The organism is Prescottella sp. R16, from assembly GCF_030656875.1.
Lineage (GTDB): Bacteria > Actinomycetota > Actinomycetes > Mycobacteriales > Mycobacteriaceae > Prescottella.
Map to the genome: position 1 here is coordinate 4,333,556 of NZ_CP130943.1, position 16,461 is coordinate 4,350,016.

Sequence of the window (16,461 nt, forward strand, 5' to 3'; positions counted from 1 at the left end):
GACGCGGCCCGAGGGGAATACTCACCGGTAGGTCTCTCTTCGAGGAGGCGGACCATGGTTACGCCGACACCGGTGACGGAAGAACAGGCCCGCGCGGTCGCCGAGGAGGCGCGGGAAGGCGGATGGGACAAGCCCTCGTTCGCGAAGGAGTTGTTCCTCGGCAGATTCCCGCTCGAGCTGGTGCACCCGTTCCCGGTGCCGGATGCCGACGAGGCGGCGCGGACGGATGCGTTCGTGGCCGAGCTCGACCGGTTCTGCCGGGGACTGGACGGCGCGGTGATCGAGCGGGACGCCCGGATCCCCGACGAGTACGTGACGGGCCTGGCGGAGTTGGGCTGTTTCGGGTTGAAGGTGCCCACCGAGTACGGCGGGCTGGGCCTGTCGCAGGTGGCGTACAACCGGGCGCTCATGGTGGTGTCGTCGGTGCATCCGAGCCTGGGCGCGCTGTTGTCGGCGCACCAGTCGATCGGGGTGCCGGAGCCGTTGAAGCTGGCGGGCACCGAGGAGCAGAAGCGAAAGTTCCTGCCGCGCTGCGCGAAAGGGGCGATCTCGGCGTTTCTGTTGACGGAGCCGGACGTCGGCTCCGATCCGGCGCGGCTGGCGTCGACGGCCACACCCACCGAGGACGGGTCGGCGTATCTGCTCGACGGCGTCAAGTTGTGGACCACCAACGGGGTGGTCGCCGAACTGCTGGTGGTGATGGCGCGGGTGCCGGACGTCCGCCGCGGTGGGGGCATCAGCGCGTTCGTCGTCGAGGCGGATTCGCCGGGCATCACCGTCGAGCGCCGCAACGCGTTCATGGGGTTGCGGGGCATCGAGAACGGGGTCACCCGCCTGCATCGGGTGCGGGTGCCGGCCGAGAACCTGATCGGGCGTGAGGGCGACGGCCTGAAGATCGCGCTGACCACGCTGAATGCAGGACGGTTGGCGATTCCCGCAATGTGCGCGGCGGCCGGCAAGTGGTCGCTGAAGATCGCGCGGGAGTGGTCGGCCGAGCGGGTGCAGTGGGGACGCCCGGTCGGCGAGCACGGTGCGGTGGAAGCGAAGATCGCGTTCGTCGCGGCCACCACGTTCGCGCTCGAGGCGGTGGTGGAGCTGGCGGGCCGGATGGCCGACGAGGGCCGGAACGACATCCGGATCGAGGCGGCGCTCGCGAAGCTGTGGTCGAGCGAGATGGGGTGCCTGATCGCCGACGAACTCGTCCAGATCCGGGGTGGCCGAGGCTACGAGACCGCGGATTCGCTCGCGGCCCGTGGGGAGCGGGCGGTGCCGGTCGAACAGTTGGTCCGGGATCTGCGGATCAACCGGATCTTCGAGGGATCGAGCGAGATCATGCGGCTGCTCATCGCTCGCGAGGCCGTCGACGCGCACCTGACGGCGGCCGGCGATCTGGCCGACCCGAAGGCCGACCTGCAGCACAAGGCGAGGGCCGCGGTCGGGGCGAGCGGTTTCTACGCCAAGTGGCTGCCGCACCTGGTGTCCGGGAAGGGGCAGCTACCGGCGTCGTACGGCGAATTCGGCAGCTTGGCACCACATTTCCGGTTCATCGAACGCAATGCCCGCAAGCTGGCCCGGTCCACGTTCTACGGTATGGCCCGCTGGCAGGCGGGACTGGAGAAGCATCAGGCGTTCCTCGGGCGCATCGTCGACATCGGGGCGGAACTGTTCGCGATGTCGGCGGCGTGCGTGCGGGCCGATATGGAGGCGAACTCCGACGACCACGAGCGGGGCGCGTCGGCGGTCGAACTCGCCGACGCCTTCTGCCTGCAGTCCCGGATGCGGATCGACCGTTCGTTCGCCGCTCTGTGGGACAACACCGACGACGTCGATCACCGGATCGCACGCAGCGCCCTGGCCGGCGAGTACGCATGGCTCGAGGCCGGAGTGTTCGACCGCAGCGAGGGCACGGGCCCGTGGATCGCGTCGTGGGCACCCGGTCCGTCGGCGGAGGAGAACATGGCCCGCCGCTTCCCGACCACCACCGCCGAGGGAGCCACCCCCTAGGGGGCGCTCGGCCCACTCCCCCGTCTGTCGGGCCCGATGATTTTCCGCGCCGCGGCGGGTCTGTCCGTGTAGGAGCCCGTTGTCGGCAGGACACGGGCCGTGCGGTACAGACGGATGAGGGGAGAATCCCTGTGGCAAAGGGGATGGAAACGATCGACGTCAACGGCGTCACGCTCGGGGTGGAGCACTTCGGGGACGCGACAGCGCCGCTGATTCTACTCGTGGGCGGAACCACCATGCTCTCGTGGCCCGACGCCCTGTGCGCCGCTCTCGCCCGCGGTGGGCACCACGTCGTGCGGTACGACCTGCGCGATTGCGGGGCGTCGACAACCGTCGATCCCGAGTCGCCAGCCTACACGTTGCGCGATCTGGCGTCGGACGCCGCGGCGCTCGCCCACGAGCTCGACTCGAGGCCGGCGCACCTGGCGGGCATCGGTGTCGGCGGAATGGTCGCCCAGGTCGCCGCGCTCGATCATGCGGACGCGTTCGGCGCGCTCACGCTCGTCGGAACGCGGCCTGTCGCTCCAGGACCGGTCGACGACGATCTGCCCGACCATGACGAGGCAACGATGGGCCGGCTGTTCTCACGTCCGGAGCCGGACTGGTCCGATCGTGCCGGCGTGGCGGAGTTCGCCGCCGCCGGCGCCGAGATCCTCGGTGACGATCCCGCCGCCGCGCGCGTGACCGCCGAACGCATCTGGGGCCGCACGCGGAGCACCCAGCCCGCGATCCAGATGGCGAACCAGCTGGGAATGGTGTTCTCCAAGCTCGACTGCGAGCCACGCTGGCGCGAACGTCTGCCCGAGCTCACGCTCCCGACACTGGTGGTGCACGGCAGGCACGACCAGTTCTTTCCCGTCGGCAACGGCGAAGCGTGCGCGCGGGAGATCCCCGGAGCGCGGCTGCTCGTGATGGAAGATGCAGCGACCGCGATTCCCGATGCGGCCACCGATGCGGTGACGACGGCGATGCTCTCGCTGGGGCGGTGATACCGCCTCAGTGCGCCGTCGTGTCCTTCTTCCGCTTCGGAATCAGGTGCGCGATCAGCACGACGATCGCGCCCAGGATCAGTCCGACGACCGCCGACGCCACAGTTCCCGCGGTCCAGGACAGAACGCCGCCGAAGCCGCCGTGCACGAGTTCGCCGAACCAGTGCTCGAGGTCGTGCAGACGGTCGGCCGGCCAGTGGAATCCGGCCTCGCCGACGTTGACGATCAGGATGTGGCCACCCACCCACAGCATCGCGGCGATGCCGACCACGGTGAGCACCGCCATCACCTTCGGCATCGCGGCCACGAGGCCGCGGCCGATCCGCCGACTGACGGTCGACTTGCGCTGGGCGAGCGCGAGACCCACGTCGTCCATCTTCACGATGAGGGCGACGACGCCGTACACCAGGACGGTGATGAGGATCGCGACGACGACGAGCACCATCAGTCGGGTGAGGAACGGTTCGTCCTCGACCGACGACAGGGCGATCACCATGATCTCGGCGGACAGGATCAGGTCGGTCCGGATCGCACCGCTGACCATCGTCTTCTCGTGCTCGGGGCCGTCCTGCGCGGCCGTCGTGCCCCCGCCCTCGTGGTGACCGCCGGTCAGCGCCTCGTAGACCTTCTCGGCGCCCTCGTAGCAGAGGAACAGACCACCGGCGATCAACAGATAGGGCAGTGCCTGCGGCAGGAACTGGCTGAGGATCATCGCCACCGGCAGGATGATCAGGAGCTTGTTCCGGATCGACCCGACCGCGATCTTGCGGATGATCGGCAGCTCCCGCTTGGGCGAGAACCCGTGCACGTAGCGGGGTGTCACGGCGGTGTCGTCCACGACCACGCCGGCCGCCTTGATGCTGGCCTTGCCGGCTGCCGCACCGACGTCGTCGATGGATGCCGCGGCCGCTTTCGCGATCGCTGCCACGTCGTCCAGCAGGGCGGCGAGACCACCAGCCAAGGGAACCTCCCGGGTTCGGATGCGCTGAGCCGGTCGACCGACGCGGGCTCGAGGCTGGACAGCCTAACGCCGTGTCGGGAGCGGCAGCCACACCGGCTCGGCCGGGGCCCGTTCCGGCACCGCGGGGGCAGTGTCGGTGCCGCCCGGCACACTGGACGTCGTGAGAACGATGCTGGTGCCCGACAGCGACGGTGCCACGCTGATCCGGACCGACGAGTCCGGCAACCCGGTGGAGGCGCCGCGGCGTACGGCCGACGTCGCGGCGACGGTCCGGGAGATCGAGGCGACCGAGCATCCCCGCTGGGTGTTCGAGGACAGCGCGCGTGCCTGTCCGCCCCTGCTGGCGGCGGGGGTGCGTGTGGCGAGAAGCCACGACCTGCGGTTGACGGGCGCGCTGCTCGACATGCGGGCCGGACGGTTCACCTCGGCGCCCGACATGCCCGTCGACGACCGTCCCAGCCTGTTCGACGCGGTCCCGTCCACCGCACCCGAGGTGGTGATCGAGCGGCACCGCCGCCAGCTCGCGGCCATCGCGGACGATCCGCGGCTGCGCCTGCTGGTGGCCGCCGAGTCTGCGGGCGGGCTCGCGGCCGCCGAGATGAGCCACGACGGGCTGCCGTTCTCCACCGACGCGCACCTGGCACTGCTCGCCGACGCGCTCGGCCCGCGCACCCGGGACGACATGTTGCCCGTCCGCCTGCACGAGGTGGCCGACGAGGTGTCGGCGGCGTTCGGGCGTCAGGTCAATCCGGCGTCGCAGCCCGAGGTGGTCGCGGCGTTCGCACGCGAGGGCATCGAACTGGCGTCCACCCGCAAGTACCTGCTGCGGGAGATCGACCATCCGGCCGTGGAGCCGCTGCTGCGGTACCGCGATCTGGCGAAGCTGCACAGCACCAACGGGTGGACGTGGCTCGACGCGTGGGTGCGCGGCAACCGGTTCCGGCCGGTGTACGTGCCGGGTGCGGTGGTGTCGGGGCGGTGGGCCAGCCGCGGTGGCGGCGCGCTGCAGATTCCGAAGGCGTTGCGCTCGAGTGTGATCGCCGATCCCGGGCACACCTTCGTGACCGCCGACGCCGGCCAGCTCGAGCCGCGCATCCTCGCAGCGATGTCCGGCGATCCGCGGATGACCGCCGCCGCCGGCACCGACGATCTGTACGCCCTCGTCGCGGCCGAGGTGTTCCGCGGCGACCGCGCCAAGGCCAAGATCGCGATCCTCGGTGTCCTCTACGGCGCCACGGCCGGGGAGGCCCGCGCGCTGTTGACCATGCTGCGCAAGCGCTTTCCCACCGCTGTCCAGCTGGTCGAGGACGCGGCTCGCGCAGGCGAGCGCGGCGAGGTGGTGCACTCGTGGCTCGGCCGCGCCTGCCCGCCGCCGTCGGAGGGGTGGTGGTCGAACGGGGACGCCCATGCCCGCGGCCGGTTCACCCGCAATTTCGTCGTGCAGGCAACGGCCGCCGAGTGGGCACTGTGCCTGCTCGCGGATCTGCGTCGACGCCTCGCCGACGCTCCCGGGGACGGGGAGTTGGTGTTCTTCCAGCACGACGAGGTGGTGGTCCACACTCGGCGCCCCGATGCCGCCACCGCCCACGTTCTGGCGGCCGCGGAGGCCGCGACCCGACTGCTGTTCGGCGCGACGGCCGTCCGGTTTCCGATGGATATCGGGGTTCGGGACTGTTATGCCGAACCCGAGTCTCTGTAACCGGGACCACACGAGCCTGACCTCTCCTGAATCCGTATCGTCGATTTCGAACGGATGTCTTGTCGTATTCACTACGACCACAACCACATCGGAGGACAGAACATGAGGCTCGAGGGCAAGGTTGCGATCGTCACCGGCGGTGCGGGCGGTATCGGCCGCGGCATCGTGCGCGCGTTCACGAAGGAGGGCGCAAAGGTCCTGGTCGTCGACATCAACGACGACGCCGGTGCCGCGCTCGAGGCCGAGCTCGGTGACGCGGTCCGCTTCCTGAAGGCCGACATCTCGAAGCAGGAGAGCGCCGCGCAGATCCGCGACGCGGCCGTCGACGCATTCGGCTCGGTGAGCGTGCTGGTCAACAACGCGCACGCGTCCCGGCAGGCGCCGCTGCTCGAGACGACGCAGGAGATGATGGACCTGTCGTTCGGCACCGGCTTCTACCCGACGCTCTGGCTGATGCAGGCCTGCTACGAGCAGTTGAAGACGAACCAGGGTTCGATCATCAACTTCGCGTCGGGCGCCGGCATCGAAGGCAAGGTGACGCAGACGTCGTACGCGGCCGCGAAGGAAGCGATCCGCGCGATCAGCCGGGTCGCCGCGAACGAGTGGGCGAAGGACGGTATCAACGTCAACCTCATCTCGCCGCTCGCCCTCACCGAGGGCATCGAGGCGTACATCGAGGCGAATCCCGCCATGGAGGAGATCCTCCTCTCGAGCACTCCGATGCACCGACTCGGCGACCCGGAATCCGACATCGGGCGGGTCGCGGTGTTCCTCGCCAGCGCCGACGCGTCCTACATGACCGGGCAGACGCTCATGGTCGACGGCGGCACCATCAAGCTGCGCTGACGTCTTCCGCCCGGTCGGGTCGTTCGCCGCACCCGACCGGGCGGTGCGTGCTGTACTGAGAGGCGTCGGTACTCGGCCGCATCCGTCGACGAGGAGCCCCCGATGACGCGTGTGGAATCGTCCGGTCGGCGGTGGCCGGTGTTCACGGTGGTGGCGGTCGCGGTCGTCGTGTTCCTGTTGGGTGGGCTCGGTGGCGGGTTCCAGGGCAAGCTCGCCGACGTGCAGAAGAACGACAATGCGTCGTTCCTTCCGGCGCAGGCGGAGTCGACGATCGTGACGAACGAGTCGGCGAAGTTCGTGTCGGTGGAGACGGTGCCGGGGGCGGTGGTCTTCCATCGTGACGGCGGGTTGACGGATGCCGACCGGGCGGCGATCGAGCAGGCCCGCACCACGATCGCGACGATCGACGGGGTGGCGACGGATTCGGTGACGCCCACCCAGTTCTCGCAGGACGGGTCGACGGCGTCGGTGTTCGTGCCGTTGATCGCGAAGCAGGACGGGACGGCGGTGACCGGGCCCGCGCTCGCCGACACCGAACAGCACGTTCTCGATGCCGCGCGTGCGGCCGTCGACGGCGGGGTGGAGGTGCTGCCGGCGGGACCGGGCGGCCTGCTGGTGGCGTTCATCGACGCCTTCGAGGGGCTCGACAGCACGCTGCTGCTCGTGGCGTTGCTCGTCGTGATCGTGATCCTGCTGGTGGTGTACCGCTCGCCGGTGCTGTGGGTGTTCCCGCTGTTCTCGGCGTTGTTGGCGCTGGGATTGTCGTCGATGGTGATCTATCTGCTCGCCGACCACGAACTGCTCACGCTCACCGGGCAGAGTCAGGGCATCCTGTTCGTGCTCGTGATCGGCGCGGGCACGGACTATGCCCTGCTGCTGATCGCCCGGTATCGGGAGGAACTGCACTTCCACGACAACCGGTTCGACGCCATGATCAAGGCGTGGCGGGAGTCGGCGCCGGCGATCACGGCGTCGGCGGTCACCGTGATCCTGGGTCTGCTGTGCCTGAGCTTCTCGGAGTTGAACTCCAACAAGAGTCTCGGTCCGGTCGCCGCGATCGGTATCGCGTGCACGTACGTGGTGATGATGACGTTCCTGCCGGTCGTCCTGTCGGTGGTCGGGCGCTGGGTGTTCTGGCCGCGCACGCCTCGGGTCGACGGTGCGACGGACCTTGCCACGCACGGGATGTGGGGGCGGATCGCCGGATTCGTGGGACGACGCGACCGGCCCGCCTGGATCGGGGCGACGGTGCTGTTGGCGGCGCTGTTCGCAGTCGGTATCGGCAGCCTGCAGACCGACGGGCTGACCGCGACGGAGAACTTCACCGGCACACCCGACGCCGTCCGCGGGCAGGCACTGTACGACGCCGACTTCGATCCCGGTGCCGGTGCCCCCGCCGTCGTCACGACGAACGCGGCGGCGGTCGATGCGGTGATCGCCGCGGCGAGCGGTGTCGAGGGGGTGCGGCAGGGACCGGGATCGGTGTGCGTGCAGATCGACCTCGAGAAGGTCGAGGGGCTGCTACGCAATTCCGGCGGTACGACGCCGGAGCTTCCGCCCGGGTGCCCGCCCGCGATCCTGAACGTCGCCCCGATCGACGGCCGCACGGTTGTCAATGTGGCCCTTGACGATTCGTACGATTCGCCGGAAGCATTGCAGACCGTGCAGCGGCTGCGGGACGCGTTGCACGAGGTTCCCGGGGCGGACGCCCTCGTCGGTGGTAGTTCGGCGGCAACTCTGGACGTGCAGACCGCGTCGGTGCACGACCGGAACCTGATCATCCCGATCGTGCTGGTGGTGATCTTCGTCGTTCTCGCGATCCTGTTGCGGGCGCTGCTCACGCCGCTGATCCTCATCGCGACGGTGGTGCTGAGTTTCGCGGCGACCCTCGGTGTGTCCGGGATCTTCTTCACGCACGTCTTCCATTTCGCGGGTGCCGACCCGTCGTTCCCACTGTTCGCGTTCGTGTTCCTGGTCGCGCTGGGCATCGACTACAACATCTTCCTCATGACACGGGTACGGGAGGAGACGCTCGAGCACGGCACCCGCTCCGGTGTGCTGCGCGGTCTCGCCGTGACCGGTGGCGTGATCACATCGGCGGGCATCGTGCTGGCCGGCACGTTCGCGGTGCTCGGGGTGCTCCCCCTCGTCGTCCTCGCGCAGGTGGGGTTCGCGGTCGCGTTCGGTGTCCTGCTCGACACGATCGTCGTGCGCAGCGTGCTCGTGCCGGCCCTGTCCCACGACATCGGCAAGGCGATCTGGTGGCCGTCGGCACTGGCCCGCGCGAAGGACTGAGCCAGGACCGGACACCGACACCCCGGAGTGGTTGACGGATCGCTCCCGAAGTGGTCGGGTGGTAGGTGACGGACGGCGCAGCCCGCCACTCCGGGCTACTGCCTTCCTTGCAGCTCTACTGCACGGCAACGTGATTCGTGGGGAAGGATGCAGATGTCGAATTTCACGACGGACGACGCCGGAATCCCGGTGCCCAGTGACCAGCATTCGCTGACCGTGGGGCCGGACGGGCCGATCCTGCTGCAGGACTATTACCTGATCGAGAAGATGGCCCAGTTCAATCGGGAACGGGTCCCGGAACGGCAACCGCATGCGAAGGGCGGCGGCGCGTTCGGCACGTTCGAGGTCACGAACGACGTGAGTGCCTACACGAAGGCCGATCTGTTCCAGCCCGGGAAGAAGACGGAGATGCTCGCCCGCTTCTCCACGGTCGCCGGCGAGCGGGGCAGCCCGGACACGTGGCGGGATCCGCGCGGATTCGCGCTCAAGTTCTACACCGAGCAGGGCAACTTCGACATGGTCGGCAACAACACGCCGATCTTCTTCATGCGGGATCCGATGAAGTTCCAGGACTTCATCCGCTCGCAGAAACGCCGGGCCGACAACAACTTGCGCGATCACGACATGCAGTGGGATTTCTGGACGCTGTCTCCCGAGTCCGCGCACCAGGTGACCTGGCTGATGGGTGATCGCGGCATCCCCCGCACCTGGCGGCACATGAACGGGTACTCGAGTCACACCTACATGTGGGTCAATGCGCAGGGCGAGCGGTTCTGGGTGAAATACCACTTCGTCACCGATCAGGGCATCGAGTTCTTCACGCAGGACGAGGCCGACCAGATGGCTGCGATCGACACCGACTACCACACGCGGGACCTGTGGGAGCACATCGACGGCGGCGACTATCCGACGTGGACGCTGAAGATGCAGATCATGCCGTACGAGGAGGCAAAGAGTTATCGGTTCAATCCGTTCGATCTGACGAAGGTGTGGCCGCACGGCGACTACCCGTTGATCGACGTGGGCACGATGCGACTCGACCGCAATCCGGCGGACTACCACTGCGAGATCGAGCAGGCCGCGTTCGAGCCGAGCAGTTCGGTGCCGGGCACCGGACCGAGTCCGGACAAGATGCTGTTGGGTCGGTGGTTCTCGTACCCGGATGCGCACCGGTATCGGATCGGCTCCAATTACAAGGAGCTACCGGTCAATTCGCCGCACGCGTCCCAGCGCCGCTCGTACACCAAGGACGGGCGCATGCGGCACCACAATCCGGGCGACCCGGTGTACGTGCCGAACTCGAAGGGCGGACCGCACGCCGATGTCGACGTGTCCGGGGAGTCCCCGGGCTGGTTCACCGACGGTGAGATGGTGCGTCAGGCGTACACGCTCCGCAAGGACGACGACGACTGGGGCCAGGCCGGAACACTCGTGCGTGACGTCCTCGACGACGCCGCCCGCGAACGGCTGGTCTCGAACATCGTGGGGCACCTGCTGAACGGGGTGACCGAGCCGGTGTTGGTGCGGGCGTTCGACTACTGGCGCAACGTCGACGCGAACCTCGGCGAGCGCGTCGAGAAGGGAGTGCGGGCCAAGAAGGACGAGAAGGATCCGAAGGCGGCCGGCCAGCAGAACCCGGCACGAAAGTCGGCGCAAGAGAAGGCATGATGTCCGTTTGATCCCGGAACCGTGATAGACAACTTCCTCGGAGGAAGTGCACGTCACGGGGAGGGCCATGAGCGACGACGACACGGATCCGGGGTCACCGTCACGCCGGATCGCGGCCTGGACGTTCGGGCTGTCGGTGGTGTCCGTCGTCGCGGCGGGTGTCGTCGTCGGCGGGCTGTTGCACACCCCGGAACCGGAGTTGACGACAGCGCTGCCGACGACGACCACCCCGCCACCCCCGCCGGAGCTCCCCGAATACAGCTACGTGACGCCGTCGGTGACGTATCCGACGCAGATCCCCGGCTGCGATGTCGTGGAGCCGCCGGGCGAGTCGGAAATGATCGCGTACGCGCACTACGGTGCGCCCGCCTACGAGAACCCCGACTATCCGTGGTTCTCCGGCCCGAAGGCGCTCGCCATGTCGCAGGCGCTGGTCGACGCCCTCCCCGCCGGGACGGAGGTGGAGTTCGCGGCACCGGAGGCGTCGCTGTACTTCCAGCCGATCTCGAGCTACGAGGACCCCACCATCGATCTCGGTGGCAGCACCGACGCGCACGCGACGCTGCGGCGCGGCGACGCCCGCGGTTCGCTCTGGGTGTCGGTGCGCCAGACCGCCGATCCGGTGCCGCCGTGTGTCGCCGGATCGCTCGATGCGCGGCGCACCCTCGGCGACGGCACCGTCGTCGACGTGCAGGACACGTGGTCGGAGACCGACGGTGTGCGGACGGTGTCGCGCAGTGCGGCGGTGTACACGACGGACGGCAGCCGGATCCACCTGTCCGCGTCCGACGCCTCGTACTCCGACGGCGAGGAGAAACACAGCAGCGCGGTTCCGCTGAGTATCGACGAGCTCGTCACGCTCGCCACGCTTCCCCAGTTGCGGGTGACCGTGCCGGTCCCGCCGGGCACGGGTATGCCGCCCATGCCCTGCTCCACGTCGGTCGAGGGCGGCCCCGCGATCGACCGAGCCGAAGCAGCCCGGCTGGGTGTCGCGCTCGCGGCGGTGCCCCTGCCGGGTGTGTCGACGGATCGTCCACTCGGGGAGCTGTGGCCGGCAGGGTACGACGCGGGCACCGTGTGCCAGGCGGTACAGGTCACGACTCCCGGCAGCGAATCCGAGCTGCGGGTGGCGATCGCCGGCGGCCAGGATCTCCCGGACACGTCCGAAACCTCTTCCGGACGAGGGTCGTACGACGGAACCTTCACCGAGATCCGCACGCTCGCGGACGGCAGCGTCGTCGAACGCCGCGAACACCACTACGCACAGGTCGGCATGGAGGCGGGTGCGCAGTCGACCCAGATGACGTCACGGACCGTCACGGTCACCCGCCTGTCCGGCGGATACGTCCAGGCGGTGTCGAATGCAGCCGTACCGGCACGACCTCTGTCGTTCGAGCAGCTCGAGGCGATCGCCCTCGCCCCCGACCTGGAGGTGACGTCGTGAACCGTGAGGTCCGCAATCTGGTGGTGGCCGCCGCCGTGGCCGCCGTCACCGTCACCGGTGCCGTCGTGACCGTCGTGCAGGCCGGCGGTGACGGCACCCGCAAGATCACCGGAACCGTCGATGCGGCACCGGGTCTGGGCTGGTCTCTCGACGCGGCCGCGATGTACGGGCAGTCGTTCGCCGAGTTCCGCGATCCGGTCACCGGAAGCGAATACGACTGGGGCAATCCGGGTTTCGTCGACGCCGGCGATACGCTGCTGTCGATCGTCGGGGTCTCGAACGGTGGTATGAGCCTGCAGGATCCCGTGATGGTCGGGGTCGACGCGGCGAGCGGTGACGTGCGCTGGCGCAGTCCCGCCGAGGAATTGGGCGGGTGCGCATCCGCCGTCCTCGACGGCGATCTCGTGTGCTTCACCGCACCACTGGCGGACGAACCCGCGCTCGTCGGCTTCGACGTCGACACCGGGGAGGTCACCCGAACCCCGACGGACTGGATGGTGTTCGCGGTGGCCACCGTCGACGATCGCCTGTACGTCGCCGAGGGCAACATCGAGGACGCCGACGTGCGCCTGCACGCCGGCTCCCTTGCCGAGCCGGATGCGCAGTGGTCGCGGCCATTCGACGTGCAGGGCTGGTGGGAGGACGATCTCACCCATGCCCTGGACGTCACGCACGGGCAGGGTGTCGTTGCGCTCGGTGCGGACCTCGCCGGGTTCGATCTCGACACCGGCGAGCCGACGTGGACGTCGTCGCTCGACGGCTGCTCGCGGGCAGAATCGACCGCTGGCGCCCTGGTGGTGACGATCCACACCGAGTGCGACGGCTACCGCCGTGTCGGTACCGAGGTGGTCGACCGGGCGGGGCGCGCGCTCGTCGCCGTGGACGGTGAAGTGGCACAGTCTCCGTCGTTCGACGATCCCGTAGACGCGACGATTCCCGTGCTCGTCGGCGACGGCGGACGCGATCGGGTGACCGGTGAACTGCTGTGGACGAGCACCGATCTGGTGTCCACGCCACGCGAGGCCGACGAGTACAACGCGAACACCACGTTCGGGACGGCCACCGCGGTCGTCGGTGACGTCGCGATCCTGCAGGACGGTGACACGACGACGGCCCTGGATCTGCGCACCGGGAACCGACTGTGGCAGCGAGAGGAAAGCGACTTCGGCACCGTGCAGGGGCACGACGATCGGGTGCTGGTGACGGCGGATCACAAGGCGATCCGGGCGTTCGACCTCCGGACCGGCGAACCCGTGTGGGAAACACCGTTTCTCGCGATCGACGACGATCGGGATGCACTCGGGTCCAACAGCATGCTCGCGACCGGTGGCGACGGACGCTACAGCTACGTCTCGGACCGCACGATGATCGGACTGCGTCCGCTCCCCCGGTGACCACGACTCACAGGTAGGCCTGCGCCGTCCACAGATGGAACAGGGCGTAGGCCCGCCACGGCCGCCAGGGCTCCGATGCCGCGGCGGCCTCGCGTGGCGTCGTCACGCCGAGAGCGCGGCGGAGCACGAGGTCGCCGGAGGGGTAGGCGTCGCGGTCACCGAGGACGCGGACCGCGAGGTAGTCGACGGTCCACGGCCCGATGCCCGGCAGGGCGAGCAGCCGGGACCGGAACTCGTCGGGGTCGGCGTCGGGTCCGAGGGGCAGGCCGTCCGCTGCCGCCTCCGCCAGCGTGTGGACGGTGCGGGCGCGTGCCCCGGTGAGTCCGACGGCCTCCCGGATCGCCGACGGGTCGAGGGCCGAAAGCTGCTGTGGTGTCGGGAAGCTCGTGAATCCGTCGATCCCGGTCGGTGCACCGAATGCCGCGACGAGACGCGACCCGAACGTCCGGGCCGCCGGGAGCGACACCTGCTGCCCCAGGACGGTGAGCACCGCGGTCTCGAATCCGTCGACGGAGCCGAGGACACGCAGCCCCGGGCGTGCGGACACGTGCGGCGCGAGAACGGCATCCGACGACAGTGCCGCGTCGACGGCGTCCGGGTCGGCGTCGAGGTCGAGCCACCAGCGGAGCAGCGATTCGAGGTGCGGGACGTCGTCGCCGTGGGCGGGCCGGATCGTCGCGTGCACGTGGTCGGTGCCGAACCGGATGCCCACCACGGCCGGCCCGTGCGGGGCGGGCACGATACGGGTGTGCGTCCCGGTGTCCGGGTCGTGCCGTTCGAGGCCGGCCACGGTGTGCGCCGCCAGTGCGGCGAGCAGTGGGGCCGATGTGAACGGCGGACGGAACGGCAGGCGCCGGGTCGTGGTCGTCACGAATCCTCGAGCCCGGTCACCCGCAGCGTGATGTTGAGCCGGCCGGAGGCCAGCCCGCACTCCGGATCCGCTGTTCCCGGAAACACTTTGGGCACACCGTGGTACGCGAACCGGGACGGCCCACCGAATACGAACAGATCACCGGAGCACAGTTCGACGTCGGTGTACGGCCGGCTGCGGGTGTCGGGGTTGCCGAACCGGAACGTGCACGTGTCGCCGATGCTCAGCGACACGACGGGTGCGGTGGACCGCTCCTCCTGGTCGCGGTGCATGCCCATGCGGGCGGTGGCGTCGTAGAAGTTGATCAGGGCCGCGTCGGGTGTATAGCCGGCCCCGGCGTCCGGGTCTTCGTAGGCGTCGGCGACGGCCCGCCTCCCCCACTGCACCAACCGGTCCGGGACCGGTGGCACCCGCACCCCGTCGACGCTGCGGAGGTAACGGTACGGGGCCCAATGCCATCCGAGGCCCACACTCTGCACCGACATGAGCCGCCCGGTGGGCAGCCGGGTCGCCCGCATCGGGATCGGGCCGCGCGCCCACTCCCGGCACGCGGCGACCAGCCGGCGCTGATCATCGGTGTCCAGCCAGTCCGGGACGTGGACCGCACCCGGTGCCACCGTCCGGCGCGGCCGCGGAAGGAGCGCTCTCACGCCGCCTCCAGATCCAGCAGCGCCCGTTTGACCTCGACGCCACCGGCGTAGCTGCTCATGGTGCCGTCGCTGCGGATCACCCGGTGGCACGGCACGAACACCGGCAGCGGGTTGGTGGCGCACGCGGTGCCGACGGCCCGTACCGCGCGCGGGCTGCCGGCGGCCTCCGCGATCTCGGTGTAGCTGGCGGTTGTGCCGTAGCCGATGTCCGGCAGCAGGGTCAGCACCGTGCGCCGGAAGCCGCGGGTCAGCCGCAGGTCGAGGGGCACGTCGAAGTGGGTGCGGCGGTGGGTGAAGTATTCGTCGAGTTGTCGGGCCGCGGCGTCGAGGCGGCCCGGCGCGGCGAGGATGCGCGGGCTGATCCGCTCGGCGAGGTCGGCGAGGACGGCGTCGTGGTCCTCGCGGGGATACGCGACCCGGACCAGACCGATATCGGTGGCGGCGAGCAGCAGCCGCCCGACGGGGGTGTCGACGGACCGGTAGCCGATGTCGAGGAGACCGTCGCGGTCGGCGGTGGCGGTGAGTCGGGCGTGCAGGCGGTCCAGGTCTGCGGCGGCCACGTCCGGGGCGGGAAGGGCGGGCAGAATGTTCATCGGGGGGCTCCTTCCGGATCGGGGGTCGGGTAGGTGCGGCGTAGCCGGGCGATGCCGTCGGCGGCGGCCCGGCGGGCCGCGTCGGTGCTGTTGCCGAGAATCTCGGCGACCTGCGCGTACGGCAGCCCGGCCAGGTGGTGGTGGACGACGGCGGCCCGCTGCGTGAACGGCAGGTCGGCGAGTGCGTCCCACAGTTCGTGGTTCCACGTGCCGGGCACGTCCCGCACGGTCGGTCGTTCGGGCAACTCGTCCGTCGGGATCGGGGTGCGGGCGCGAACCCGATGGATGTCGACGGCCTTGCGGTGCGCGATGGTCACCAGCCAGGCTTCGACGTTCGCGCCGGGCGGCAGGTCGGGGTATGCCCTCAGTGCCGCCAGGAACGTCTCGGACCAGGCATCGTCGGCGTCGGCGCTGGTGGGGCCCAGCAGCGCGCGGCACACCCGCAGCACCACCGGCCCGTGCTCGGTGACGATCTTCTCGAACGGTATCGGTCCCACATCGGGTAGACGCTCGCGGCGGCCGGAACGTGAGATCGGTTCGTCAGAACAGTCCATCCTGGACTCCCGCAGCGCCCTCCAGGTCGAGCAGGAACCGTTTCCGGTCGAGACCGCCCGCGTACCCGGTGAGGGATCCGTCGCTGCCGATCACGCGATGACAGGGGACGACGATGCCGATCGGGTTGCGCCCGTTGGCGGCGGCGACGGCCCGGATCGCGGCCGGATTGCCCAGCTGCTCCGCGAGCTGCAGATACGTCCAGGTGTCACCGTACTCGATGGTGCGCAGCGCCGCCCACACCCGCTGCTGGAACTCGGTTCCCACGGGGGCGAGGGGCACCGTGAACTCGGTGCGGTCACCGGCGAAGTACTCGGCCAACTGCCTCGTCACGTCGCCGAAACCGTCGCTGTGACGCGGCCCGAACCGCTCCGGATCCGGCAGGTGCCGTTGCTCGTGCATGTACAGCCCGCACAGGCCGTCGGGGCTGCGGACCAGAGTCAACGGTCCGACCGGGGAGTCGACGACGGTGTGCACGGTATCCACGGATCCGAT

Annotated in this window: 14 protein-coding genes; 8 read left to right on the forward strand and 6 right to left on the reverse strand. The window is 69.5% G+C overall.

The window, feature by feature from the left end; genetic code table 11:
* The first annotated feature begins 54 nt into the window (after positions 1–54).
* Entirely contained in the window at positions 55–2,004 is a 1,950-nt protein-coding gene (locus tag Q5696_RS20260) for an acyl-CoA dehydrogenase family protein (RefSeq protein ID WP_305093039.1), read from the forward strand.
* A gap of 143 nt (positions 2,005–2,147) precedes the next feature.
* Entirely contained in the window at positions 2,148–2,993 is an 846-nt protein-coding gene (locus Q5696_RS20265; protein ID WP_305095386.1) for an alpha/beta fold hydrolase, read from the forward strand.
* A gap of 7 nt (positions 2,994–3,000) precedes the next feature.
* On the opposite strand, the gene Q5696_RS20270 is transcribed toward Q5696_RS20265, so the two are convergent.
* Positions 3,001–3,954, reverse strand: coding sequence for a DUF808 domain-containing protein (locus Q5696_RS20270; protein WP_305093040.1), 954 nt, complete (start codon positions 3,952–3,954; stop codon positions 3,001–3,003).
* 169 nt (positions 3,955–4,123) lie between these two features.
* Here Q5696_RS20270 and Q5696_RS20275 point away from each other — a divergent pair, with 169 nt between their 5' ends.
* From Q5696_RS20275 to Q5696_RS20300, 6 genes are all read left to right on the forward strand, one after another.
* Positions 4,124–5,653, forward strand: coding sequence for a bifunctional 3'-5' exonuclease/DNA polymerase (locus tag Q5696_RS20275; RefSeq protein WP_305095387.1), 1,530 nt, complete (start codon positions 4,124–4,126; stop codon positions 5,651–5,653).
* A 102-nt stretch (positions 5,654–5,755) separates the two neighbouring features.
* Positions 5,756–6,499 (forward strand): SDR family NAD(P)-dependent oxidoreductase, encoded by a 744-nt coding sequence (locus Q5696_RS20280; RefSeq protein WP_305093041.1) that lies wholly within the window; start codon positions 5,756–5,758, stop codon positions 6,497–6,499.
* Between the two features lie 102 nt (positions 6,500–6,601).
* Positions 6,602–8,794, forward strand: coding sequence for an MMPL family transporter (locus Q5696_RS20285; protein ID WP_305093042.1), 2,193 nt, complete (start codon positions 6,602–6,604; stop codon positions 8,792–8,794).
* Positions 8,795–8,941: 147 nt separating this feature from the next.
* A complete protein-coding gene (locus Q5696_RS20290; protein ID WP_305093043.1) occupies positions 8,942–10,462 on the forward strand; it encodes a catalase in 1,521 nt (506 codons plus the stop codon).
* Positions 10,463–10,529: 67 nt separating this feature from the next.
* Positions 10,530–11,906, forward strand: coding sequence for a hypothetical protein (locus Q5696_RS20295; protein WP_305093044.1), 1,377 nt, complete (start codon positions 10,530–10,532; stop codon positions 11,904–11,906).
* A complete protein-coding gene (locus tag Q5696_RS20300) occupies positions 11,903–13,300 on the forward strand; it encodes an outer membrane protein assembly factor BamB family protein (RefSeq protein ID WP_305093045.1) in 1,398 nt (465 codons plus the stop codon). Before Q5696_RS20295 ends, Q5696_RS20300 begins: the two co-directional genes overlap by 4 nt.
* A 7-nt stretch (positions 13,301–13,307) precedes the next feature.
* Here Q5696_RS20300 and Q5696_RS20305 read toward each other — a convergent pair whose 3' ends face one another.
* The 5 genes from Q5696_RS20305 to Q5696_RS20325 are packed head-to-tail and all read right to left on the reverse strand — an operon-like array spanning position 13,308 to position 16,452.
* Positions 13,308–14,171: a DNA-3-methyladenine glycosylase family protein gene (locus tag Q5696_RS20305; RefSeq protein WP_305093046.1), complete on the reverse strand. Its 864-nt coding sequence runs from the start codon at positions 14,169–14,171 to the stop codon at positions 13,308–13,310.
* The gene (locus Q5696_RS20310; protein WP_305093047.1) at positions 14,168–14,821 is read right to left on the reverse strand and encodes an alpha-ketoglutarate-dependent dioxygenase AlkB family protein; all 654 of its coding nucleotides are present in this window, start codon (positions 14,819–14,821) and stop codon (positions 14,168–14,170) included. The genes Q5696_RS20305 and Q5696_RS20310 overlap by 4 nt, the downstream gene beginning before the upstream one ends.
* Entirely contained in the window at positions 14,818–15,414 is a 597-nt protein-coding gene (locus Q5696_RS20315) for a methylated-DNA--[protein]-cysteine S-methyltransferase (RefSeq protein ID WP_305093048.1), read from the reverse strand. The genes Q5696_RS20310 and Q5696_RS20315 overlap by 4 nt, the downstream gene beginning before the upstream one ends.
* On the reverse strand, positions 15,411–15,968 hold the full coding sequence (locus Q5696_RS20320; protein ID WP_370654831.1) for an RNA polymerase sigma factor: 558 nt from the start codon (positions 15,966–15,968) through the stop codon (positions 15,411–15,413). The genes Q5696_RS20315 and Q5696_RS20320 overlap by 4 nt, the downstream gene beginning before the upstream one ends.
* Positions 15,955–16,452 (reverse strand): methylated-DNA--[protein]-cysteine S-methyltransferase, encoded by a 498-nt coding sequence (locus tag Q5696_RS20325; protein ID WP_370654832.1) that lies wholly within the window; start codon positions 16,450–16,452, stop codon positions 15,955–15,957. The genes Q5696_RS20320 and Q5696_RS20325 overlap by 14 nt, the downstream gene beginning before the upstream one ends.
* Between the last annotated feature and the right edge of the window lie 9 nt (positions 16,453–16,461).